A 21,924-nucleotide genomic window follows, 5' to 3' on the forward strand; every position below is an offset into this window, starting at 1 on the left:
GCCAACCAGTTGCGGACCGGTTCTTGCAGCCGCTGACCGTGCGTACGTATTTCGGCTCAGGAAAGGGCTCCCATGAGACAATTCTGGATCACGTTTTTCGGATCGGTTGCCGGCGTCATCGTCGGCGCCGTGCTCGGCGGACTGCTGCTTGTCATGCTCATCGGCATGCTGATCGGCTCTGCCATGAAGGGCGCGGCCGAACCGCCCCTGCCCCGCGACGGCATCGTGATCGAGCTCGACCTGCGCACGCCGCGCCTCGACACGCCGACGCGCTCGCCCTTCGGCATGAGCGGTCCGCTCTCCATGGTCGATGTCGTCAGCACGCTGGAACAGGCGGAGAGCGACAGCCGCGTGGCCGGTCTCTTCATCCGCGCCAACGAGTTCGGCATGGCGCCGGGCATGGCGGAAGAGATGCGCAATGCGATCGCCGACTTCCGCGAGAGCGGCAAGTGGGTACTGACCCACGCCCAGGGCTTCGAGGGCACTACGGTCACCGGCTATTTCGCGGTGTCCGGTTCGGACGAGATCTGGATCCAGGACACAGCGAATTTCTCGCCGGCCGGCCTCGCCTCGGAGACCACCTTCCTCGGCGGCCTGTTCGAGCATTTCGATGCGGTACCGCAATTCGAGCAGTTCCACGAATACAAGAACGCCGCCAATGTCTACACGGAAAGCGAATTCACCGACGCGCACCGTGAAGCGACCACCTCCTTCCTGACCTCGATCTACGACACTTCGGTCGCCGCCATCGCAGAAGATCGCGGTCTCGAGATCGCCGGGATGACCGGCATTTTCGAAACCGCCCCGCACACGGCGGAATCGGCCCAGCAGGCCGGTCTCGTCGACCAGCTCGGCCATGTCGTCGAGGCGCGCGAAGCGGCGCTCGGCCGCGCCGGCGGCAATGCCGAATTCGTCGAGATCGCCGATTATCGCGAGCGCGCCGTGCCGGGCTGGAGCAATGGGCCGACCATCGCGCTGATCGAGGGCCAGGGCGCCATCGTCACCGGCTCGCCGGAGCCGGGCCTGTTCGGCGGCAGCGAAATGATCGGCGGCGACTTCATGTCCGAAGCCATTCTCGATGCAGCCGACGATCCCGATGTCCGCGCCATCCTGATCCGGGTCGATTCGCCCGGCGGTTCGGCCATCGCGTCGGACCAGGTCTGGCACGCCATCAACCGGGCCCGCGAAGCCGGCAAGCCGGTCGTCGTCTCCATGGCCTCGCTGGCTGCCTCGGGCGGTTACTACATCGCCGCGCCGGCCGATTACGTCCTCGCCCACGCCACCACGCTGACCGGTTCGATCGGCGTTCTGGGCGGCAAGGTCGTCGTCGATGGCACGTTCGATCTGGTCGGCCTCAATGCCGAGACGATCCGCGTCGGCGGCGAATACGCCACGGCCTATTCCGGCACGGAGCTGTGGAGCGAAAGCCAGCGGGCCGCCTTCCGCGCGCAGATGGAGAATGTCTATGAGGACTTCACCCAGCGTGTCGCCGACGGCCGCGACCTGCCGCTCGAGCGCGTGCTCGAGATCGCCCGCGGCCGTGTCTGGACCGGCGAGCAGGCCCTCGATCTGGGTCTGGTCGACGAGATCGGCGGTTTCCGCGATGCGGTGAGCGCCGCCAAGGAACTGGCCGGCATCGCGCCGGAAGCCAATGTCCGCCTGCGCCGCTTCCCGGCCCAGCCGACACCGCTGGAGGCCTTCCAGGAACTCTTCGGCGTAACGGCGGAATCGGCGGAAGCAGCGGCCCGCTTCAACGCGCTGATGGAGATGCCGGAAATGCGCGCCATGATGGAAGCCCGTCAGCGCGCCAGCCAGACCGGTACGCAGATGCGCAGCGATGTGGCTGTCCCGCAATAGGGATGCGCGCAGCTCGAACGGAAAAGGCCCGCCGGCTGGCGGGCCTTTTTTCTTGCCTGAGCCCCAGGCCGCGCGTCACGCGTTGAGAAGACCGATCACGAGCAGGATGAGCATCGCGTTCAGCAGGACTACGAAATAGACGAGGTCCATGAAAACGGTCCGGATGATCGAGGACATCACGCCGTGGGAATAGACCACACGGTGCAGCCGGTAGAGATAGAAATTCGACCAGCCGAGGAAGACCAGGAAACTGCCCGCAATCCCGATCACGGCGCTGGCCGGGATCAGCGCCACGAAGAGGAAGAAGATGAAGGCGTGGAAGTGGAGCGAGACGACGAGATGGTCGTAATAGAAATAGCCGCGCTTGTAGAAATGCGTCACCGCCAGAAGAAGCGCGTAGATGGGCAGCAGGCCGAACAGGACGCGCGGCGCCCAGGTCGTCATTGAATTGACCAGGGCCTGACCGCCCGAATCGATGATCCGGTCACCGCTCATCACCAGACGCTCTCTGAGCGGTCGCGGCCAGTTCTCCAGGCCATTGGCACGCATCGTCCCGTCTTCGCGGATCTCCAGCCCCGGCGCGGCCATGCGGTCGCCCGTAGTCTCGTCCGGCGCCCCGCCAGCGGGGTCGTTTTCCACCTCGTCCGGATAGTCTTCCGGCAGCAGGGCGCGGCGCAGATTGTCCTTCATCTCCTGGCGGCCGGCTTCCGCTTGCGCTGCCCGGGCCTCGGGCGGTATCAGGTCGTCCGGATTCTCCGGCAGCACCTCTCCCACCAACCGCTCGAGCTCTGCGCGCTGCTCCGGTGACATGCCCTCCGCCTCCAGCCGCGCCTCCAGCTCGCTCTCATCCAGCAGTTCGCGCACCGTCGCGATATCGGCAGGATCGGGCTCGGTCACCCTGGGTCCGCTCGTACCTCCCGCGATGGCGAACAGAACGAAAAAGAGAATGGACGCGGTCAGATAGAGCCGGAACGGCATGACGTAGCGCGCCCGCACCCCGGAGAGATACTGGCGCGTGATCTTGCCCGGACGCAGCATGAGCTGGGGCACGGTGCGCCAGATCCGCCCGTCCAGACCGAACAGTCCGTCGAGCACTTCGAGCAAAAGCTCCCAGACCGGCCGGTGATAATTGTCGGAGGTCTGGCCGCAGGAATGACAGACAGGCCCCGACAGGTCAGTACGGCAATTGGAGCATGTGCCCGGCGGCGTGGGGGATTCGAAGGCCGAGGGCCGGTTTTGCTTCTTGCGCCGCGAGGCGTGGATCGCATCGCCCAGCTCGCCGGCGCCGGAGCCCGCCACAATACCGTCTGTAATCGCGTCGCTGCCCGACATGTCAGCCCCCGTCCCATTGAGAGCTTCATGGTATTCGCCGATTGCCGTGCGGAATCAAGCCGGCGCGGCTACGCCTGGCCAGTGACACGGCCCCTTGAGGGGCCCCATTCCTTGCAGTGAGGGTCTGGCGCGCAGGCTCGAGTGACCGCTATTATTCACCCAGGGGGTGCGACCGCCCGGCACGCCGAACCGGCAGGCCGGCTCTGGAGCACAGAACATGACCATTGAAAACTCAGGGACGGCAAACGCACCGGTGCGCACGGCGCTCGTCACCGGGGGCAATCGGGGTATCGGTTTCGCGATCGCGGCCGGGCTCGCCGAACGGGGCGTACGCGTCATTATCGGCGCGCGCTCGGAACAGGCGGGACAAGCCGCCGCGAGCCGGATCGGCGCCCGTGCCGTTCGGCTCGATGTCGGCGATCGCGACAGTATCGAGAAGGCACTCGACGCCGCGGGCCCCGTCGACATCCTCGTCAATAATGCCGGAGTCTTGTCGCAAGCACCGCTGCTGGAGGCCCCGGACGCCTTCCGCGAAGCCATGGCCGTCATGCTGGACGGTCCCTACGAGCTGATCCGCCGGGTCGCGCCCGGCATGACGGAACGCGGCTATGGCCGGATCGTCAACCTGTCCTCGGACTGGGGCTCTTTTGCCGAAGGCCTGGAAGGCCCCGGCCCCTACGGCATCGCCAAGGCCGCACTCAACGCACTGACCCTCGCCGCCTCCCGCGACCTGCCTGCGGAGACCGTGAAAATCAACGCCATGTGCCCCGGCTGGGTACAGACCCGCATGGGCGGCGACGGTGCCGAGCGCTCGCCCGAAGAGGGTGCGGATACGGCCCTCTGGCTCGCCACCCTCCCCGAAGACGGCCCCACCGGCGGCTTCTTCCGCGACCGCAAACCGATGGGCTGGTAGGGGACATGAAAACCCCGCCCCGGCGTGAGCCGGAGCGGGGTTTCGCAGAGCGGTGTCCGCGCCCTAAGGCGCAGCCGGTTTATTCTGCTGCCGCGGTCTCCTCGCCCGCGCCGTCCTCGAGGTCGGCGAAGCAGAGATAGCGGGAGCGGTGGATGTTGACGATATTGTCTTCCCAGCCGGTGACCCGCGGGTTCACCAGGTTCTTGTTCACGTAGAACACGATCGGGATGAGCGGCATGTCGTCGATCAGCATCTGCTCGGCTTCACCGAGCATTTCCGCGCGGCGCTCGAGATCGAGCTCGCGGTTCGCTTCCACGACCAGGGTATTGTAGTCCGGATTGTTGTACCGCGAATAATTCATCGGCACGGACCGGTATTCGCCCAGGAAGAGGAAATTGTAGGGATCGTTATAGTCCGCGATCCAGCCGGCATCGGCGACCTCGAAGTCGAAGGCGCGCAGATTGTCGTAGTGGATCTGGGTGTCGTTCACGATCAGCTGGGGCTGGACCCAGTCGGCGATGGCCGACCAGTCGTTCTGCACCACCGGCGCGATACGCGGATTATCGCCGGTCGCACGATAGGTGTATTCGAACTCCAGCGGATTGTCCGGACCAAAGCCGGCTTCCTCGAGCAGGGTCCGCGCCATCTCGCGGCGTTCCGCGACCGGCGTGTCCGCCCACTCTGCCTCGACGCCGTCGACATAATTGGCGATGCCCGGCGGGACCAGCGAATAGGCCGGTTCCTGACCGGCGCGCAGGATCTGCTCGGCGATGAAGCGGCGGTCGATGGCCATGCCCAGCGCATTGCGGACATTGACGTCGTTGAAGGGCTCGCGCTCCGTATTCAGGGCGAAATAGATCGTGCCCATATACGGATGGACGCGAACGAAATCCGGGATTTCACGGCGCAGGAATTCCATCTGCTGGCCCGGGAATTCCATGTTCAGGTCCAGCTCGCCATTGCGCACGCGGCGGCCGGCGGCGCTGTTGTCGACCGTCGGATAGAAATAGACGTCGTCGACGCAGACATTCTGGTTGTCGAAGAAGCGCTCGTTACGCGCCAGATGGACGTAATTGCTCGTGCGCCAGTCCATCAGCTTGTAGGGACCGTTGACCTCGATGTTTTCCGGACGAATCCACTCGTCGCCATACTGCTCGACGATGTGCTGCGGCAACGGGAAGGTCGTGTAGTGGGTCAGGAGGCCCGGCAGATAGGGGGCCGGATTGACCAGATGGATTTCCAGCGTCCGGTCGTCGATGGCGCGCACGCCGATGCTCTCGGGCTCGGCCGCGCCGGTGGAAACTTCCTCCATGCCGACGATCGGATACAGCAGGGAGACGTATTGTGCCCCGGTCTCCGGGTTGGCGATGCGGCGCCAGGCGAAGACGAAATCGTCCGCCGTCACCGGCTCGCCGTCGGACCAGTAGGCCTCGCGGATGGTGAAGGTCCAGGTCAGGCCGTCCTCGCTGACGTCCCAGCTTTCGGCCAGGCCCGGTATCGGGGCGCCGTCGGGGTCTTCCGTGAAGAGCCCGATGAACATGTCACCGATAATATTGTTTTCCCACGTGCCGTTCGCCTTGTGCGGATCGAGGGACAGCGGTTCGGCATTATTGCCGCGATGAAGGACCACACGGTCCGAAGCCTCCGGTTCGCCACCGCCGCAGCCGACGACGGCCAGGGCGGATACCGAAACGAAAATGGCACTAAGAAAACTGTTGCGGATCACGATATCGGTCTCCCCTCCGATGCATGACGGTGATTCTATCACGCCTGTTCTACCGGAACATCATCCCCCGGTCGACAGTCGTGAAACGGTCGCGCATAGTCGCCGTCCAAACGAACTTGGCAGAGAGACGATGAACGCCCGATTACTGCTTGTTATACCGCCCCTTGCACTGAGTGCGAGTGCTTTCGCGCAGACCGGCTCGGATACGCCGCTCGAACCGCTCTTCACCTGCCGCGACATTGTCGAGGACAGCGCCCGCCTGGCTTGCCTGGACGCAGCGGTCGACGCCCTGCGCGCCGGCACGGCGTCGGGCGAGGTGGTTGCCGTGGACCGGCAACAGATCGAGGCGGCCGAAGAGGCCACCTGGGGCCTCGACATTCCCGGCTTCCGCATGCCGGGCATGCCCGGCTTCTCGCTCGGCGGCGATGATGCGGAGCTCGCCGCAGTGGACGCCGCCGACGCTTCGCCGGACCGCGTCGTCACCCGCCGCGATGACGGAAGCATCGAGCGCATCGAACAGATCGTCGTCACCGGTCTGACCACCACGCGCAGCGGCGACGCCGAGGTCACGCTGGCCAACGGCCAGGTCTGGCGCCAGACCGACGGCACCCATGTTCAGGGCCTGCGCCGCGGCGCCACGGACGGGCTGACCGCCTCCATTCGCAGCGGTGCCCTGGGCTCCTTCTTCATGCGGCTCGACAATGGCGGCCGCTGGTTCCGGGCCGAGCGGGTTCAATAGTTTCAACGGGGATAGATGCATGTCCAAAGCGTATAGATCGATACTTCCATACCTGTTCGCCGGCACGGCTCTTCTCTCCAGCTCCGCCCTGGCGCAGGACGAGGATGCGGTCGACGGAATCCTCGCCTGCCGGGCGATTTCCGGCGTCGAGGCCCGCCTCGCCTGCTTCGATGCAGCCGCCGACCGGCTCGCAGGCGAGCGCGATTCCGGCGAACTCGTCGTGGTGGAACGGGCCGACATTGATGCGGTGGAGCGGGAAAGCTTCGGCTTCGACCTACCGAGCCTGCCTCGTTTCCGTCTGCCGCAACTGAATCGCGGATCCGGCACGCACGACGCGATGGAAGGGGTCGATGCGGAAGCCGCGATCGCCGTCGCGGAAGCCCGCGCGGCAGACAGTGCAGGAAGCGAACGCGCTACATCCGCCGCGCCGGCCGAACCGGTCAGCGAGGTTCCGGTCGCCGATGAGGTCCGGGTCATCAATCGCAGCGATGACGGGGCAGTCGACACCGTTACCATGCGCATCGAAAGCACACGCATCGTCGGCTACGACACCACCGTCTTCTACATGGAGAACGGTCAGGTCTGGCGGCAGATCGATGACGGCCGCGTACGCATGCCGCGCAATGATGACGAGGTCTACGCCGAAATTCGCCGCGGCGCGATGACCAGCTATCTGCTTCGCATCAACGGCCGGGGCCGCGCCATCCGCGTCGAACGCCGGCGGTAGTCTGGATCAGACCCGAACCCAATGAGAAAGGCCGCCCCATCGGAGCGGCCTTTTTTTTCTGTCGTCGCTGCCGTGAGGCTCAGCGATCCTTCGGGTCGATCGCGTCGCGCAGACCGTCGCCGATGAAGTTCAGGCAGAACAGCGTGACCATCATCGTCACCGCCGGCCCGATCAGCGTCCAGGGCGCCGGCTCCATGTCCTGCGCACCGGCCGAGATCAGTCGTCCGAGCGAGGTCAGCGGCTCTTGCACGCCGAGACCCAGGAAGCTCAGGAAACTCTCCGCCAGGATCACCACCGGGATCATCAGCGTGACATAGACCACGACCGGGCCGAGCACGTTGGGGATGATGTGACGCTGGATGATCTTGAAGCGCGACACGCCGGCAGCCTCGGCGGCCTCGACGAATTCCATATTCTTCAGAGCCAGGGTCTGGCCGCGCACGATGCGGGCCATGGTCAGCCACTCCACCGCGCCGATGGCGACGAAGATCAGGATGATGTTGCGGCCGAAAACCACCATCAGGATGATCACGAAGAAGATGAAGGGCAGCGAGTATAGGATGTCGACGAAACGCATCATCGCCTGGTCGACCTTGCCGCCGACAAAGCCGGCGATCGCGCCCCAGGTCACGCCGATGAGCAGCGACACGATGGTCGCCACGATGCCCACCATCAGCGATACGCCCAGCCCCACGAGAATACGGGCCACCATGTCCCGCCCCTGTGCGTCGGTCCCGAGGATGTGCAGATTCTCCCAGGTCGGCGCGATCCAGACGCGATCGCGATAGATCGTGTCGTAATCGTGCACCCAGAGCATCTGCCCCACCGTTGCCAGCAGGACGAGAATACTCAGGACGATCATCGAGGTGACGGCCGCCCGGTTGCGCAGCAGGCGCGCCCGCGCATCGTCCCAGAGCGACCGGCCCTGAACCGCAGCGGTATCGAGCAGTTCGGCCTTCTCTTGCGGGGTTGAGGTGAGGCTCATGACTCGTACTTCACCTTGGGATTGAGAACGCCGTAGAGCAGATCTGCCAACAGGTTCAGAAGGATGATCAGGCTGGCATAGACGATGACCACGCCCATCACGACGGTATAGTCGCGCTGCAGGGCCGCATCGACGAAATGCTTGCCGATGCCCGGCAGCTGGAAGACCCGCTCGATCACCAGCGAACCGGAAATGACGGCTGCGGAAGCCGGACCGAGATAGCTGACCAGGGGCAGGATCGCCGAACGCAAGGCATGGCGGACGATCACCGCCGGCGCAGAAAGGCCTTTCGCGCGCGCCGTACGGATATAGTTGGAGCGGATCACCTCGATCATGCTCGCTCGCATCAGGCGCGCGATGATGGCGATCTGCGGCAGGGCCAGCGTGATCACCGGGAGTATGAGCCGGTCGGGCGTCATCCCGAAACGCGGATCGAGCCCGCCCGTCGGGACGAGGCCCATATAGAGGCCGAAGACCAGCGCCAGAATCGGACCCATCACAAAGGGCGGGATACTGATCCCCACCATGGCGAAGGTCATGATCGCGAAATCGCCGCTGGAATTCTGCCTGAGCGCGGCGATCGCCCCGAGCAGGGATCCAAGGAATACGGCGAGCGTCATGGACAGAAGACCGATCGTCGCACTGACCGGGAAGCCTTCGCCGATGATTTCGGCGACATTCTTGTCACGCAGTTTCAGGGACGGTCCCAGATCGCCCTGGAACAGATTGCCCATATAGTCGACATACTGCTTCCAGAGGGGCTGATCGAGCCCGTAGCGGGCCTCGATCGTCTCGCGGATTTCTTCCGGCATGGGCCGTTCGCTGTCGAACGGACCGCCCGGCGCGATACGCATCATGAAAAAGGCGATCGCAATGATCACCAAAATCGTCGGGATGGCGACGCTGATGCGCCGAAGTACAAATCCAAGCATGAAGTTTTCGGCTCATTCCGATTTTGCACGCAGTTTCGTCGCGCAGGGAACGATGTCAATGAAGCGGCTGCCGTTAGATGTCAGTTGCCGGCGTTTCGAGGGGCGGCAGACGGGCTGTTCGCGACAGGCCCGTATGGGGCTCAGGCGTCGCTGACATCAACTGCACGATCGCGAGGGCGAGCACCACCCAGCCAAGCCGCACGAGGCGCTTGCTTACAATTCGGCCGACGTTCACATTCCCCTCCCTGATCGGACCATCGCCGATCACGCAAAATCCGCGCCGTCCGTGATCCAGCGTGAATTGCATGTGTTCCGCATATGCCTAGGATGCGGCACGAGCTTGAGCGAGAAAGGCCGATCCATGCACAGTGCGCTGTGGTGGCGAGATTTCGAATATCAGGACGGTGTCGTGACCGTGAAGAAGACCGGGGCTCGCCTGCCGATCGAGCCGGGTCTGATAGGCGAGGTTCTCGCCTGGTTCCCGTTCTATTTCGTTGCAGAAGGCTGGCGCCTCAAGGCGGCGTCCCGTTCTGGGCCACGTATCTGGTTCGCGCCCGACCGGCCGCGCCCCTGGTATCTGATCTGGTCCGTCCTCCATGCGGCCGGCGCCCGCATCGCGGACAGTCCCGCCGATGCCGATGCCGTCTTCATCTTCGACGATTCGACGACCTGTACCGGCATACCGGTCCCGCCAGGCGCCTGCGTCATCAATCGCGATTGCCAGAGCATTGCGAAAAGCCATGTCGCCGACGTCTTCGAGGCCTGCTTCGGCTACTCGCTCTCGGTGGACCCGGCCCGCTGGAACGGTCCGATGGTCGAAAAGTCCGAGGAGAACGGCGCCCATGACGGCCGCATCGTCACCGGGCCCTGCGAGGCCCGGCCGGGCAAGGTCTATCAGCGCGTCATCGACAATACCGTCGGGAACGGGCTGGTGGAGGATTTGCGCTGCCCAACGGTCGGGGGACGCATTCCCATGGTCTTCCGCAAGCGCCGCAAGCTCGACGGCCGTTTCCTCAACTCCAATGACGAGGTGGAGCTCGCCGAGACAGACAGCGTGCTCAGCCAGGAAGAACAGACGCAGCTGGCCGATTTCGCGCGCGCCATGAAGCTCGATTTCGGCGGGCTCGACGTGTTGCGGGACAAGGCGGACGGCCGTCTCTACGTGGTCGACGTCAACAAGACCGATATGGGTCCGCCCATCGCCATGCCGCTCGACGACAAGATCCGCGCGACGCGGGCCCTTGCGGACGCCTTCCTCGATTTTCTCTACCGGTCCCGGACCGACAGCCTCCCAAGAGCGTCATGACCGCCATTCCCTTCGTCAAGGATTTCGAGTTCGAATACGGGCGCTGCGATCGACTGTCGCCGCTGATCCGGCGCGTGGTCGCGCCCAATCCCGGGCCGTTCACCTATACCGGCACTGGCGTCTATATCGTCGGTAATGGCGAGGTGGCCGTGATCGACCCGGGTCCCGTCAATGAAGATCATATCGCTGCGCTCGATGCGGCGCTCGAGGGCGACCGCGTCAGCCATGTCTTCGTGACTCACCACCATCTCGACCATTCCCCCCTCGCCCATCCGCTCGCCGCGCGCCATGGCGCGAAAGTCTATGGCTATGGTCCGCAAAGCGTCCCGCCCGCCGGCGGCGAGGTGCGCCTCGAAGCCGGCGACGATGTCGGCTTCCGGCCGGATGTCGAGATCGAGGACGAGCAGGTGTTCGAAGGCGCCGACTGGCGCATCCAGGCCCTGCACACGCCGGGACATACCTCCAATCATGTCTGTTACGCCCTGCTGGACGAGAACACGCTCTTCTGCGGCGATCACGTCATGGCCTGGTCGACCAGCGTGATCAGTCCGCCGGACGGCCATATGGGCGATTATCTCGCCCAGCTGGCCCGGATCCGCGATCGTGATTTCGACATTCTATGGCCGACCCATGGCCCCGCCGTCCGCGAACCGCGCGCATTCATCCAGGCCTATATCGATCACCGCATGGCGCGCGAGGCGCAGATCCTTCGCGAGATCGAGGCTGGACGGACGGGCGTCCGCGACATGGTCGCGAGCATGTATGCGAATGTGGACAAGCGCCTGCATCCGGCTGCGGCCCATTCCGTGCTGGCCCACATCATCCATCTCGTCGAGACGGGACGTATTCGCTGTGACGGCGAGCCGTCGCTGGAGGCGGACTACCGGCTAGCGGCCAGGACCGCGGGCGTCTGACATAGCAGCGAGAAAAGCATGAACCCGGTCTGCATTGCGGCCGAGATCATGCACCGGCTGACGAGCCAGCGACCGGATATCGACCTGACTGCCGCCATCCTCGAGCGCCCGGACCCGCACCACGATATCGTCCCGGAATCCGAACCATAAGCTTTCCGCCCCGGCCTCGAACATGCCGGCGCTCTCCGACGCGGTATTGATCCGCCAGCCTTCCTCGCGGGCGTAATCCATGGCGCGCCGGAAGACGACGTCCGGAGCCGCGGCGATCTGCACGGATCCCAGCGACGGATACGCCTCGGCCTGGGCCTCGGCCATCGGTTCTCCGTCCAGGGTCAGCTTGCCGTCATAGGCCAGAGAAAGATCCGACGGATCACGGCGCATGGCAAAGGCAGGCGTGAAATTCGGAACGTCGGTCGTGTCCGTGGTGACGTCCAGGATAGCAGGCGTATCGCGGCGGACATTGTCGACATAGAGCATCCAGCCCATGCCGATCGCACCGCAGAGCACGGCGATCACAGGTGACATCACCACGCCCTTGAAACGCCCCGCAACAAAGCGGTGTGCCGCGATCGCAGCGGCTTCGACGCCACCGGCGACGAGACAGGCGAAGAGCAGGCGACGGCCGATATCCTGGGTCATCCAGTCGAGCCCGAAGGACCAGTCGAAGAAACCCCACTTGGTTCCCAGCGCAGCCACGAGGAACCAGACCGGCGTGCCCAGCCCGAGAAGCGCGCTGAGCCATCCCAGCGGCGCAATCAGCGTCCGCAACGCATCTTCCAGCTGTGTCATTTCCGCCCCCCGGCAACGCGACTGACTCTAAGGGTACAACCGGGAGACGGTCCAAGGCGACCCCTTATCCGTCCGTTCGAAGCGCATTCTGTCGTGCAGCCGGAAAGGTCGGTCGCGCCAGAACTCGATCGAGACCGGTTTCAGGCGATAGCCGGACCAGTGCGGCGGGCGCGGAACCGCGCCCAGCCCAAAGCGGGCCGCTTCGCGCGCGACGGACTTCTCCAACGCGAACCGGCTTTCCAGTTCGCGCGACTGTTTCGAGGCCCAGGCACCGATACGGCTGTCGCGGGCGCGGGAGGCGAAATAGGCATCCGCCTCCTCCGCGCTGACCGGTTCGATGGCTCCGCGCACCCGGACCTGCCGCCGCAGCGACTTCCAGTGAAAGCAGAGCGCCGCCTTCGGATTCTGCTCCAATTGCTGCCCCTTGGCGCTTTCGAGATTGGTGTAGAAAACGAAACCGTCCGGGTCGACGTCCTTCAGGAGGACCATTCGCACATCAGGCAGGCCGTCCTCATCCGCCGTCGCCAGAGCCATGGCATTGGCGTCATTGGGTTCTTTCTTCTTCGCCTCTTCCAGCCAGTCCGCAAACAGCGCGAAGGGCTCCTCCCGGTCGAATATCTCCGCGGCATTCGCCTCGGCCGTTTCGGCATAGGCGGCTTCGTCGGGACTGGGAGGGATTAGGTCTTTTTTCGCCATGACGCGCGCTCCGCAAGTGGTTGGCGACTAGGTACGCCCCTTGCGGCCGGCGTCAACCTTTCGGGAATCTTCTTGTGCTAGTCGAATCGTATGACATCGCGTGTTGAGAGTATTTCGGAGGCATTTGAAGCGCTTGGCCTTGAGCCGGACGCCGGGCTTCCTGCGGCGAAATCGGCCTTTCGCGCACGCGTCAAAACCCTTCACCCGGACGTCAATCCGCCGACGCCGGAAAGCCTGTCCGAACTGGTCCGGATCGTCTCGGCGATGGAATTCATCGAGGCGCACCGGCCGGTCTGCCTCGAGATCGAGGTCAGCGCCCGCGAAGCCCTCTACGGCGTGACGCGTACGCTGCGCAGCGGCGAGAAGCCGCTCCTCGTGCGCATTCCGCCCGGCACGCGGCACGGCGCCAGCGTCGGCGCCGTCGGCGAACCCGCCGTCCAGGTCACGGTGAAAGTGATGGCAGAGCGCAATGCTCATACGGCTCCGCCCGGCGCGCTGTTCGAGAATGACGAGCTGGATGCCTTCATGCACGAATTCTCGCGCCCCTCCGTCGGGGCCCGCCTCGCGAAATGGATCCGCAAAGCGCAGTCTGCCGCGTGACGGCCTGACGGATCGCGACTAGTCTGCGCCAAAAGCGCGGATCGATCATGTCACACAATTCGTTCGGACATCTTTTCCGGGTCACGACCTGGGGCGAAAGCCACGGCCCGGCCATCGGCTGCATCGTCGACGGATGCCCTGCCGGCATCCCGCTCAGCGAAGCCGATCTCCAGCCCTGGCTGGACCTGCGCCGTCCGGGCACGAGCCGCCATGTCACACCGCGTCAGGAACCCGATCAGGTTCGCATCCTGTCCGGCGTCTTCGAGGACGACCGGACCGGCGGCCCCGTCACGACCGGCACGCCCATCGCCCTGCAGATCGAGAATGTCGATGCGCGCTCGAAGGATTACGGCGATATCCGCGACAAGTGGCGCCCGGGTCATGCAGACTACACCTATGACATGAAATACGGCGTCCGCGATTATCGCGGCGGCGGACGGTCCTCGGCGCGCGAGACTGCGATGCGCGTGGCCGCCGGCGGTATCGCCCGCAAGGTTCTCGGCGACGGCATTTCCATCCGCGCCGCCCTCGTCCAGGTGGGCGATCGCGCCATCGATCGAACCCGCTGGGACTGGGATGCGGTATCGGAGAATGCCTTCTTCTGCCCGGATCCGGAGACGGCAGCGCTCTGGGAGACCGATATGGACGCCCTGCGCCGTGACGGCTCGTCCACCGGTGCCGTCGTGGAAGTCGTCGTGGATGGAATTCCCGCCGGCTGGGGCGCACCGGTCTATGGCAAGCTCGACAGCGACATGGCCGCCGCGATGATGACCATAAATGCCGTCAAGGGCGTGGAGATCGGCGCCGGCTTCTCCTCGGCCGGCATGCGCGGCGAGGACGCTGCCGACGAAATGCGCATGGGCGAGGACGGCCCGGTCTTCCTCAGCAATCATAATGGCGGCGTGCTCGGCGGCATCTCCACGGGCCAGCCGCTGGTGCTCCGGTTCGCGGTCAAGCCGACCTCCTCGATCCGTGTTGAGCGCCGGACGCTGGACCGGGATTTCGAGGAAACCACGATCGAGACGCGCGGCCGCCACGACCCCTGTGTCGGTATCCGGGCGGTACCGGTCGGCGAGGCCATGGCGGCACTCGTCCTGGCCGACCACAAGCTGAGACATGCGGGGCAGGCCGCTTTCTGAACAAGATGCCGCTTTCTGAACAAGATGAAGGAATCGTTCATCCTGGGCTCATCGTGCTAGGATTAACCTTGTGGCAACTGGCCGGAACCCTGTTTCCGGCGAAGACCTCGAGGCGTGTCCCATGAAGAACACGAAGCTCCGCCTTCTCTGCACAACCTTCGCAGCCCTGTTTGTCGTCCCTGCCCTGTTCGCAACGGCGCCTGCCGAAGCGCAACGGGACCGTGAGCGCGGCTATCAGACCAGTGACGAAGGCCGGGGCGCGCGCCGGCCGCCTCAGCGCCGCGAAACCGCGCCGCGCACGGAGCCTCGCAATCAGGGCCGACCGGCCCGCACGCAGGAAAGAACGCCGCGCCGGGTGGAAACACCGCGGCGCGTGGAGACGCCGCGACGGGTCGAGACTCCGCGACGGACGGAGACGCCCCGCCGCGTCGAGGCCCCCCGCCGGACCGAAACACCGCGTCGTGTCGATACGCCGCGCCGGTTTGAGACACCGCGCCGGGTCGAGACACCGCGCCGGATTGAGACACCGCGCCGCGAAATTCCGCGTCGCGTCGAGGTTCGCGACAATAGCAGCGGCAATTGGGGCGATCGTTCGCCGCGCCGCACCCGTACAAGCGAACCGGAGGCTCGCCGTCCGCTGCTCGGCGGACGTGTGGCGGTCAATGATCGCGATGGCCGCCGGGACCGCGACGGCTGGCGCGACCGGGACGGCCGCCGGGACGGGTATCGTGACAGGGACGGTCAAGGCGGCGTGTATCGCGACCGTGACGGTCATCGTGACGGATATCGTGACCGCCACCACGCCTGGGACAGCGACTATAATTGGGGCCGCCGCCACGGCCCGCGCCGCGATTACCGCCATGACCGCCGGCGCTGGGAGTATGCGCAACGCCGCCGCGACTTCTATCGCGACCGGGCCCGCCGCAATGCCCAGCTGCGCTGGTACCACCACATGAACCGTGGCTGGTCCACGCCGCACTATTACGGCCGCTGGGGCTCCTCGAACAATTGGCGCTATCACCGCCATTACTACGATCGTGGCTATGACCGCCGCCGCTTCGCCTATTATGACGGCATCTGCCGCTATAACAGCAATAATGACGGCGTGATCGTCGGCGCCCTGCTCGGCGCCCTGGTCGGCGGGATTGCGGCCAATGACGACGATGTCGGAGCCGGCATCCTCGTCGGCGCAGGCTTCGGCGCCGTTCTCGGCGGCAGCCTGAACCGCTTCGACAATTGCGACCGCGCGCAATATCACTACGCGATGAACTACGCCTTCGAGTACGGCCAGCCCTATTACTGGTCCAATCCCTATACGGGTATTCGCGGCGCCGTCATCGTTCGCGAGACCTATTACCATCGCGGCACCGAGTGCCGCTGGGGCGATGCGGAAATCTACATGCCGGACGGCACGTATAATTACGACCGCGTACGCATGTGCCGCGACTATTACGGCGACTGGCAGGTCGCGCCGCGCCAGTAGCGATACCACAGACATGACCCGCCTGACGGGACCGGAGCGGGGCGACCTTCATGGCCGCCCCGTTCGCGTTCATGAATGAGGACGCGGCCGCCGTTCATCCCCGGCTCATCGCCCGGCCGCTAGCCTGTCCGGGAATTGGCGGACTGCGTGCCGCCCGATCTGGAGGTAGAGATGAAACGCCTGACCACGACCACGCTTCTTGCTGCAACGGCGCTCGGCTTCGCCATGCCGGCGACAGCATCGGCGCAGGCCTATCAGGACTGCGAATCCGAACGCCAGAGCCGCCAGGTGACCGGCGCCATTATCGGCGGACTCCTCGGCGCCGTGATCGGCAATGAGCTCGCCGACGATTCGAACAATAACCGGCATGGACGCGACCGCTATCACGACCGCGACTATCGCTATGACCGCTACGGCCGCCATGGCAGCCGGCATTATCGCCGCGACCGCTACGAGCACCGCGACCGCGGTAATGCCGAGGAAGTCGGCACGATCGCCGGTGCCGGTGTCGGCGCGCTGATCGGCGCGGGTATCGCCGGCGGCGAAGATTGCGACACGCAGCGCTATCGTCGGAACGACCCCTATCAGGGCAAACCGCCCGGCACTTACGGTGAGCGCGGCCAGTACGGCGACAGCGGCTATTACCGCGAGAGCGGGTATGATTACGGCTATGAGCAGGGCAGCAATGCCGGCTATGCGCAGTATCAGGACGGCGAGCCCTATGTCGTCGAGGACCCGAGCTGGGCCGACAGCTCCGGCTATTCCGGCTACGACAATTCCGACGTTCTGCTCGGCGGTCCGTCAGACGGATCTGCCCGCGCCTATCAGGCTTCGACTTCGGGCTATTCTGCCAGCGGCTATACCAGCACCGGCAGCTGCCAGTGGACGCGGACCCGGCGCATGAACGCCTACGGCCAGCCCGTCACCGACCAGGTCTATATGTGCCAGGGCACGGACGGCATCTGGCGCCCGGCCGACACGTACGGCCGGTAATCCACAGGACCGCGATCAACCCGGCTTGCGCTCGCGGCGGGCGGCAATAAGGTATTCCCTGTTGCCGTCCCCGCCTTCGATCGGACTGTCCATGACCACGCGTACCGAGAAGCCTTCCAGGCCATCGAGCCCTGACCGCACGTCCGCAACGGCGCGATCCCGGTCGGCCTCGCTCTTCACCAGGCCACCCTTGCCGATTGCCGCCCTGCCGACCTCGAACTGGGGCTTGATGAGCGCGATCAGATCCGCGGTCTCCGCGGCCAGAGCGAGAGGCCGCTGAATCACTTTCAGCAACCCGATAAAGCTTGCATCGCAGACGATCAGCGACGGCCGGTCCGGTATCAGTTCGGCGGTCAGCGTCCGCGCATCGGTGGCCTCGAGCGAGGTCACGCGCGGGTCGTTCTTCAACCTGGCGTGCAGCTGATCGCGGCCGACATCGACCGCATAGACATGCCCTGCCCCGCGGCTCAGCAGGACTTCGGTAAATCCGCCCGTGGAGGCACCGACATCGAGGCAGGTCCAGCCCGCCGGATCGATATCGAAACCATCCAGCCCCGCCTCCAGCTTGAGCGCCGCCCGCGAGACCCAGGGATGCGGTGCCGATGCCGCGACCGACGCCCCGCCGGGGATTTTCTGCGAAGCCTTGTTCACCACCTGACCGTCGACCGTTACCAGCCCGGCCGCAATCGCCGCCTGGGCCTTGGCCCGCGTTTCGAAATGACCGTGCTGGACGAGATAGAGATCGGCGCGCATCGGGGCCTCGGCTGCAAATGGAAGTGACCGCGGTCAGCTTTTACGCATACTGGCGGCATGAGCGGTTTGAGAGAAAGCAAAAAGCGCGCGGTTCGCAAGGCCCTCTTCGAGACGGCGATACGCCTGTTCGAGGAGAAGGGCTATGATGGGGTCAGCGTCAGCGAGATCGTGGCGGCAGCCGGCGTCGCCAAGGGCACCTTCTTCAATCACTTCCCAAACAAGGCGGATATCCTCGCCGACTGGTATGCGGACATCGTCGGGCGCAGCCTCGAAACGCCGTCCGGCCCGGACGACGGGACGCTCGCCGACCGGCTGGTCCGGGTGATCGCGGATATCGGCGAACGGGCCGGCGCCTCGCCGGGGCTCTGGCACGCAAAGAACGAACAGGCCGTCACGGCAGCCTCGATCCAGGCGGTCGAGCGCGAGAGCGATGCCGCTCTCGTCAGTCAGGTAACGCAGCTGTTCGACCGGGCCGTCGCCGCTTCAACACTGCCCCGCGAGACCGACACGGCCGCACTGGCCGACCTTGTACTGGCGATCGCGACGGGAACCTGGCGGGAGGCCGTGGTCACCGGCCAGCTCGCCGGCACCCGGGATCGCCTCCGCCGCCGTATCGAATGCCTCTGCGCGATGGCGGCCGGAGGACTTGCCAAGTCCGGCACGACTCCATAAAGATGACCGCGGTCATCTTTATGGAGTTTCCGGTGTCTTGTTTCCCGACTGTCCCTGCGCTCACCGCCCTGATTGCCGCGACCGGCCTGGCAGCGTGCAACGCCGCCAGCCTGCCGGCCGAGCGCCTCGACATCCGCGTGGATGGCGGGATTCGCAGCGAGGCGGTGGGTGTGTGGGTATCGCAGGAAAGCGGCTGGATCCTGGACATCACGCCGGACGGGCTCACCCGATGGCAGGATACACCGGCCGGCTGCTATCGCAGTGCCCAGGACGGGCCGACGCTGATGAGCCGGATCGAGTACCGCTATATCACGCCACAAGGACACGACCGGGCCCGGTTCGAATACCTGCCGAGCGACGGGCATGCCGACTTCGAGCGGATCGCGGCGCTGCCGGAGCGATGCGGCCGCTTCGATCTTTCCAGTCCGCAAGCCGAGTTCGACGTCTTTACCGGGATTTTTTCGCAGCACTATGCCTTCTTCGAGCGCCGCGGCGTCGACTGGGAAGGCCAGGTCGAAGCCTTGCGCCCGGCTATCCATGACGAGATGAGCGATACAGAGCTCTTCGAGGCCCTGTCCTCGCTGATCGCGCCGATGGGCGACAGTCACACCAAGCTGATCGGTACGGTCGACGGCGAAGCCCGGCGTTTCCAGACAGGGCTCGGTGAAACCCTGCCCATGATCCGGAACGGGATGGGCGAAACGCCCTGGCTGATCGGCCTGATCGACCAGCTCATGACCGGCATTCTCGATCCCGGTGCCGTCCATACCGCGAACGACCGCATCATTCGCGGCACGATCGACGGGCGCGTCGGCTATCTGCAGATCTTCACCATGGGCGGATTCGTGAACACCGAGGCGCCGGGAACGCCGGAATGGGCGGAGGCCGAACTGGCCGAGCTGGAGAACCAGCTCGACGCCGCGCTGACCGAGTTCGCAGGTCTGGACGCCGTCATCCTCGACCTGTCCAATAATCGCGGCGGTTATGACGCCGTCACCCGCGCCATCGCAGCGCGCTTCACCGATACGCCCTATACCGGATACACGGTCCGCACCGACTGGGACGGACCGGTCCAGGCCGTCTACGAGATCGCGCCGCATGACGGCCCGCGGTTTAGCGGACCGGTCTATGTGCTCACCAGCGATGTCACGGTATCCGGCGGCGAGATCACCACCATGATGCTGAGGCAATTGCCTCATGTGGTGCAGGCAGGAAGCACCACGCGCGGCGCCTTTTCGACGCCGCTCGCCAAGCCGCTGCCCAATGGCTGGTATTTGGAATTGTCCAACGAGATTTTCGCCGACGCGTCAGGCCGGGTGCATGAAGGCACCGGTCTCGTTCCGGACATGCCGCTCGCGGTCTACGCACCGCATGACCCGGTCGCCAGCCATGCGGCCGCGATCCGGGCGATCGTCGAGCGGATCGAAAGTGAAGCCTGATCAGCCGGCGATAAGCGCGGCGGCGACCTTCTCTGCGGCGGCCTCTTCCTTGCCCATGGCCTCGAGCGCCTTGGCGGCGATATGGCGGGCGTTGAGACCGGCTTCCTCGTACTGATTGTACGGCATGTCCTGGTCCTGGAAGATGTCCGGCAGGGTCATCGTCCGGATGCGCAGACCGCGGTCCAGCGCCCCCTTCTCGGCCAGGAAATGCAGCACGAAGGCGCCGAAACCGCCCATCGCCCCCTCTTCCACCGTGATCAGGACTTCATGCTCCCGCGCCAGGCGGAGCACCAGATCCTCGTCCAGCGGCTTGGCGAAGCGGGCATCGGCGACCGTGGTCGAGAAGCCCTGGGCGCCCAGTGCATCGGCCGCTTTCAGGCTCTCCTCCAGACGGGTACCGAAGGAGAGAATGGCGATCCGCGATCCTTCGCGCAGGACACGGCCCTTGCCGATTTCCAGCGGCTCGATCAGCTCGGGAATCTCGATCCCGGTGCCGGATCCGCGCGGATAGCGGAAGGCGGACGGCCCGTCATCGATCAGGGTCGAGGTCTTCACCATGCGGCAGAGCTCAAGCTCGTCCGCGGCGGCCATCACGACCATGCCCGGCAGGGCGCCGAGATAGCCGATATCGAAACTGCCCGCATGAGTGCAGCCATCGGCGCCGACGAGCCCCGCCCGGTCGACAGCGAAACGCACCGGCAGGTGCTGGATCGCGACATCGTGGACGACCTGGTCGTATCCGCGCTGCAGGAAGGTGGAATAGAGCGCCGCATAGGGCTTCATTCCGTCGGCGGCGAGGCCGGCGGCGAAGGTCACGGCATGCTGTTCGGCAATGCCGACATCGAACATGCGGTCCGGAAAGCGCTCGGCAAACAGGTCCATGCCCGTCCCGCCCGGCATGGCCGCGGTGATGCCGACGATGCCGTCATCGATCTCGGCCTCGCGGATCAGCTGCTGGGCGAAAACCTTGGTATAGGAGGGCGGACCACCCTTGGACTTCTGCTGCTCGCCGGTCACGACATTGAACTTGGCGACGCCGTGATACTTGTCGTCGGCCGCCTCGGCCGGGGCATAGCCCTTGCCCTTCTGGGTGACGACATGGATCAGGACCGGTCCGGAATCGCCGTCGCGGACATTCTTCAGGACCGGGACGAGCTGGTCGAGATCATGGCCGTCGATGGGGCCGACATAGCGAAAGCCCATCTCCTCGAAGAGCGTGCCGCCCATGGCCATGCCGCGCATGTATTCCTCGGCCCGGCGCGCGGCTTCCTCGACGCCGATCGCCTTGGCCACGCCTTTGCCCAGCTTGCGCAGATTGCGATAGCTCTGCGAGGAGACGAGACGCGCGAAATAATGGCTCATCGCGCCGACCGGCGGCGCGATGGACATGTCGTTGTCGTTGAGAATGACGATCAGGCGGCCGCCGATATGACCGGCATTGTTCATCGCCTCATAGGCCATGCCCGCGGACATGGAACCGTCGCCGATCACGGCGATGACATTGCGGTCTTCCTGTTTGAGATCGCGCGCCACGGCGAAGCCGAGCGCGGCGGAAATCGATGTGGAGGCGTGCGCGGCACCGAAAGGATCGTATTCGCTCTCCGCACGCTTGGTGAAACCGGACAGGCCGCCGCCCTGGCGCAGCGTGCGGATACGGTCGCGGCGCCCGGTCAGGATCTTGTGCGGATAGCACTGGTGCCCGACATCCCAGACGATCTTGTCGTCCGGCGTCTCGAACACATGATGCAGCGCCGTGGTCAGCTCGACCACGCCCAGACCGGCACCGAGATGTCCGCCGGTGACCGACACCGCGTCGATCGTCTCGGCACGCAGCTCGTCGGCTACGGATTTGAGCTCGGACAGGCTCAGATCGCGCAGATCTGCAGAGTCGTTGATACGATCGAGATGCGGGGTGCTCGGGGGCATGTA

At 65.2% G+C, this 21,924-nt stretch carries 21 protein-coding genes; 12 read left to right on the top strand and 9 right to left on the bottom strand.

From position 1 onward, the window contains the following. Positions 1 to 72: 72 nt before the first annotated feature. The gene (sppA, locus tag AC13HB_RS01670) at positions 73 to 1,857 is read left to right on the top strand and encodes a signal peptide peptidase SppA (RefSeq protein WP_482947979.1); all 1,785 of its coding nucleotides are present in this window, start codon (positions 73 to 75) and stop codon (positions 1,855 to 1,857) included. A gap of 75 nt (positions 1,858 to 1,932) precedes the next feature. Here sppA and AC13HB_RS01675 read toward each other — a convergent pair whose 3' ends face one another. After that, the gene (locus AC13HB_RS01675; protein ID WP_482947980.1) at positions 1,933 to 3,189 is read right to left on the bottom strand and encodes a DUF3667 domain-containing protein; all 1,257 of its coding nucleotides are present in this window, start codon (positions 3,187 to 3,189) and stop codon (positions 1,933 to 1,935) included. A 217-nt stretch (positions 3,190 to 3,406) separates the two neighbouring features. On the opposite strand from AC13HB_RS01675, the gene AC13HB_RS01680 reads away from it, so the two are divergent. Next, entirely contained in the window at positions 3,407 to 4,102 is a 696-nt protein-coding gene (locus AC13HB_RS01680; RefSeq protein WP_482947981.1) for an SDR family NAD(P)-dependent oxidoreductase, read from the top strand. A gap of 79 nt (positions 4,103 to 4,181) precedes the next feature. Here the strand turns inward: AC13HB_RS01680 and AC13HB_RS01685 are convergent, their stop codons facing one another. Then, positions 4,182 to 5,828 carry a peptide ABC transporter substrate-binding protein gene (locus AC13HB_RS01685; RefSeq protein ID WP_482947982.1) on the bottom strand — a complete coding sequence of 549 codons (1,647 nt, stop codon included), beginning with the start codon at positions 5,826 to 5,828 and terminating at the stop codon, positions 4,182 to 4,184. A 130-nt stretch (positions 5,829 to 5,958) separates the two neighbouring features. On the opposite strand from AC13HB_RS01685, the gene AC13HB_RS01690 reads away from it, so the two are divergent. Together AC13HB_RS01690 and AC13HB_RS01695 are read left to right on the top strand one after the other, a co-directional pair. After that, positions 5,959 to 6,567 (top strand): hypothetical protein, encoded by a 609-nt coding sequence (locus AC13HB_RS01690; RefSeq protein ID WP_482947983.1) that lies wholly within the window; start codon positions 5,959 to 5,961, stop codon positions 6,565 to 6,567. Between the two features lie 19 nt (positions 6,568 to 6,586). Beyond that, positions 6,587 to 7,294: a hypothetical protein gene (locus AC13HB_RS01695; protein ID WP_482947984.1), complete on the top strand. Its 708-nt coding sequence runs from the start codon at positions 6,587 to 6,589 to the stop codon at positions 7,292 to 7,294. Between the two features lie 79 nt (positions 7,295 to 7,373). Here AC13HB_RS01695 and AC13HB_RS01700 read toward each other — a convergent pair whose 3' ends face one another. The 3 genes from AC13HB_RS01700 to AC13HB_RS01710 all read right to left on the bottom strand — a co-directional run bounded on the left by AC13HB_RS01700 (position 7,374) and on the right by AC13HB_RS01710 (position 9,518). Then, entirely contained in the window at positions 7,374 to 8,279 is a 906-nt protein-coding gene (locus AC13HB_RS01700) for an ABC transporter permease subunit (protein WP_482947985.1), read from the bottom strand. After that, positions 8,276 to 9,211: an ABC transporter permease gene (locus tag AC13HB_RS01705; RefSeq protein WP_482947986.1), complete on the bottom strand. Its 936-nt coding sequence runs from the start codon at positions 9,209 to 9,211 to the stop codon at positions 8,276 to 8,278. The genes AC13HB_RS01700 and AC13HB_RS01705 overlap by 4 nt, the downstream gene beginning before the upstream one ends. Positions 9,212 to 9,284: 73 nt before the next feature. Beyond that, positions 9,285 to 9,518, bottom strand: a complete 234-nt coding sequence (locus AC13HB_RS01710; protein WP_482947987.1) for a hypothetical protein — start codon at positions 9,516 to 9,518, stop codon at positions 9,285 to 9,287. Positions 9,519 to 9,572: 54 nt separating this feature from the next. On the opposite strand from AC13HB_RS01710, the gene AC13HB_RS01715 reads away from it, so the two are divergent. Next, positions 9,573 to 10,517, top strand: a complete 945-nt coding sequence (locus tag AC13HB_RS01715) for an ATP-grasp domain-containing protein (RefSeq protein ID WP_482947988.1) — start codon at positions 9,573 to 9,575, stop codon at positions 10,515 to 10,517. After that, positions 10,514 to 11,431 (top strand): MBL fold metallo-hydrolase, encoded by a 918-nt coding sequence (locus tag AC13HB_RS01720; protein ID WP_482947989.1) that lies wholly within the window; start codon positions 10,514 to 10,516, stop codon positions 11,429 to 11,431. The genes AC13HB_RS01715 and AC13HB_RS01720 overlap by 4 nt, the downstream gene beginning before the upstream one ends. On the opposite strand, the gene AC13HB_RS01725 is transcribed toward AC13HB_RS01720, so the two are convergent. Beyond that, positions 11,405 to 12,220 (bottom strand): DUF1499 domain-containing protein, encoded by an 816-nt coding sequence (locus AC13HB_RS01725; protein WP_482947990.1) that lies wholly within the window; start codon positions 12,218 to 12,220, stop codon positions 11,405 to 11,407. The genes AC13HB_RS01720 and AC13HB_RS01725 overlap by 27 nt on opposite strands. A 27-nt stretch (positions 12,221 to 12,247) precedes the next feature. Next, on the bottom strand, positions 12,248 to 12,916 hold the full coding sequence (gene pdxH / locus AC13HB_RS01730) for a pyridoxamine 5'-phosphate oxidase (protein ID WP_482947991.1): 669 nt from the start codon (positions 12,914 to 12,916) through the stop codon (positions 12,248 to 12,250). Between the two features lie 90 nt (positions 12,917 to 13,006). Between pdxH and AC13HB_RS01735 the strand changes: the two genes are divergently transcribed. From AC13HB_RS01735 to AC13HB_RS01750, 4 genes are all read left to right on the top strand, one after another. Further along, the gene (locus tag AC13HB_RS01735) at positions 13,007 to 13,516 is read left to right on the top strand and encodes a hypothetical protein (protein ID WP_482947992.1); all 510 of its coding nucleotides are present in this window, start codon (positions 13,007 to 13,009) and stop codon (positions 13,514 to 13,516) included. A gap of 47 nt (positions 13,517 to 13,563) precedes the next feature. Further along, positions 13,564 to 14,655, top strand: a complete 1,092-nt coding sequence (aroC, locus tag AC13HB_RS01740) for a chorismate synthase (RefSeq protein ID WP_482947993.1) — start codon at positions 13,564 to 13,566, stop codon at positions 14,653 to 14,655. 121 nt (positions 14,656 to 14,776) lie between these two features. After that, the gene (locus AC13HB_RS01745) at positions 14,777 to 16,138 is read left to right on the top strand and encodes a hypothetical protein (RefSeq protein WP_482947994.1); all 1,362 of its coding nucleotides are present in this window, start codon (positions 14,777 to 14,779) and stop codon (positions 16,136 to 16,138) included. Positions 16,139 to 16,309: 171 nt separating this feature from the next. After that, the gene (locus AC13HB_RS01750) at positions 16,310 to 17,131 is read left to right on the top strand and encodes a hypothetical protein (protein WP_482947995.1); all 822 of its coding nucleotides are present in this window, start codon (positions 16,310 to 16,312) and stop codon (positions 17,129 to 17,131) included. A gap of 15 nt (positions 17,132 to 17,146) precedes the next feature. On the opposite strand, the gene AC13HB_RS01755 is transcribed toward AC13HB_RS01750, so the two are convergent. Further along, on the bottom strand, positions 17,147 to 17,884 hold the full coding sequence (locus AC13HB_RS01755; protein WP_482947996.1) for a TlyA family RNA methyltransferase: 738 nt from the start codon (positions 17,882 to 17,884) through the stop codon (positions 17,147 to 17,149). Between the two features lie 57 nt (positions 17,885 to 17,941). Between AC13HB_RS01755 and AC13HB_RS01760 the strand changes: the two genes are divergently transcribed. Both AC13HB_RS01760 and AC13HB_RS01765 read left to right on the top strand, forming a co-directional pair. Further along, entirely contained in the window at positions 17,942 to 18,556 is a 615-nt protein-coding gene (locus AC13HB_RS01760) for a TetR/AcrR family transcriptional regulator (RefSeq protein WP_482947997.1), read from the top strand. Between the two features lie 32 nt (positions 18,557 to 18,588). Then, positions 18,589 to 19,995 carry a S41 family peptidase gene (locus tag AC13HB_RS01765; protein WP_482947998.1) on the top strand — a complete coding sequence of 469 codons (1,407 nt, stop codon included), beginning with the start codon at positions 18,589 to 18,591 and terminating at the stop codon, positions 19,993 to 19,995. Here the strand turns inward: AC13HB_RS01765 and dxs are convergent, their stop codons facing one another. After that, positions 19,996 to 21,921: a 1-deoxy-D-xylulose-5-phosphate synthase gene (dxs, locus tag AC13HB_RS01770; RefSeq protein ID WP_482947999.1), complete on the bottom strand. Its 1,926-nt coding sequence runs from the start codon at positions 21,919 to 21,921 to the stop codon at positions 19,996 to 19,998. It lies immediately after the preceding gene. Positions 21,922 to 21,924 lie beyond the last annotated feature (3 nt).

Source organism: Maricaulis sp. B-26, from assembly GCF_056857855.1.

Bases quoted from the DNA above. Each gene is read 5' to 3' on its own strand.
- sppA (WP_482947979.1), top strand. From the start codon at position 73: ATGAGACAATTCTGGATCACGTTTTTCGGATCGGTTGCCGGCGTCATC.
- AC13HB_RS01675 (WP_482947980.1), bottom strand. From the start codon at position 3,189: ATGTCGGGCAGCGACGCGATTACAGACGGTATTGTGGCGGGCTCCGGC.
- AC13HB_RS01680 (WP_482947981.1), top strand. From the start codon at position 3,407: ATGACCATTGAAAACTCAGGGACGGCAAACGCACCGGTGCGCACGGCG.
- AC13HB_RS01690 (WP_482947983.1), top strand. From the start codon at position 5,959: ATGAACGCCCGATTACTGCTTGTTATACCGCCCCTTGCACTGAGTGCG.
- AC13HB_RS01695 (WP_482947984.1), top strand. From the start codon at position 6,587: ATGTCCAAAGCGTATAGATCGATACTTCCATACCTGTTCGCCGGCACG.
- AC13HB_RS01700 (WP_482947985.1), bottom strand. From the start codon at position 8,279: ATGAGCCTCACCTCAACCCCGCAAGAGAAGGCCGAACTGCTCGATACC.
- AC13HB_RS01705 (WP_482947986.1), bottom strand. From the start codon at position 9,211: ATGCTTGGATTTGTACTTCGGCGCATCAGCGTCGCCATCCCGACGATT.
- AC13HB_RS01710 (WP_482947987.1), bottom strand. From the start codon at position 9,518: ATGCAATTCACGCTGGATCACGGACGGCGCGGATTTTGCGTGATCGGC.
- AC13HB_RS01715 (WP_482947988.1), top strand. From the start codon at position 9,573: ATGCACAGTGCGCTGTGGTGGCGAGATTTCGAATATCAGGACGGTGTC.
- AC13HB_RS01720 (WP_482947989.1), top strand. From the start codon at position 10,514: ATGACCGCCATTCCCTTCGTCAAGGATTTCGAGTTCGAATACGGGCGC.
- AC13HB_RS01725 (WP_482947990.1), bottom strand. From the start codon at position 12,220: ATGACACAGCTGGAAGATGCGTTGCGGACGCTGATTGCGCCGCTGGGA.
- pdxH (WP_482947991.1), bottom strand. From the start codon at position 12,916: ATGGCGAAAAAAGACCTAATCCCTCCCAGTCCCGACGAAGCCGCCTAT.
- AC13HB_RS01735 (WP_482947992.1), top strand. From the start codon at position 13,007: ATGACATCGCGTGTTGAGAGTATTTCGGAGGCATTTGAAGCGCTTGGC.
- aroC (WP_482947993.1), top strand. From the start codon at position 13,564: ATGTCACACAATTCGTTCGGACATCTTTTCCGGGTCACGACCTGGGGC.
- AC13HB_RS01745 (WP_482947994.1), top strand. From the start codon at position 14,777: ATGAAGAACACGAAGCTCCGCCTTCTCTGCACAACCTTCGCAGCCCTG.
- AC13HB_RS01750 (WP_482947995.1), top strand. From the start codon at position 16,310: ATGAAACGCCTGACCACGACCACGCTTCTTGCTGCAACGGCGCTCGGC.
- AC13HB_RS01755 (WP_482947996.1), bottom strand. From the start codon at position 17,884: ATGCGCGCCGATCTCTATCTCGTCCAGCACGGTCATTTCGAAACGCGG.
- AC13HB_RS01760 (WP_482947997.1), top strand. From the start codon at position 17,942: ATGAGCGGTTTGAGAGAAAGCAAAAAGCGCGCGGTTCGCAAGGCCCTC.
- dxs (WP_482947999.1), bottom strand. From the start codon at position 21,921: ATGCCCCCGAGCACCCCGCATCTCGATCGTATCAACGACTCTGCAGAT.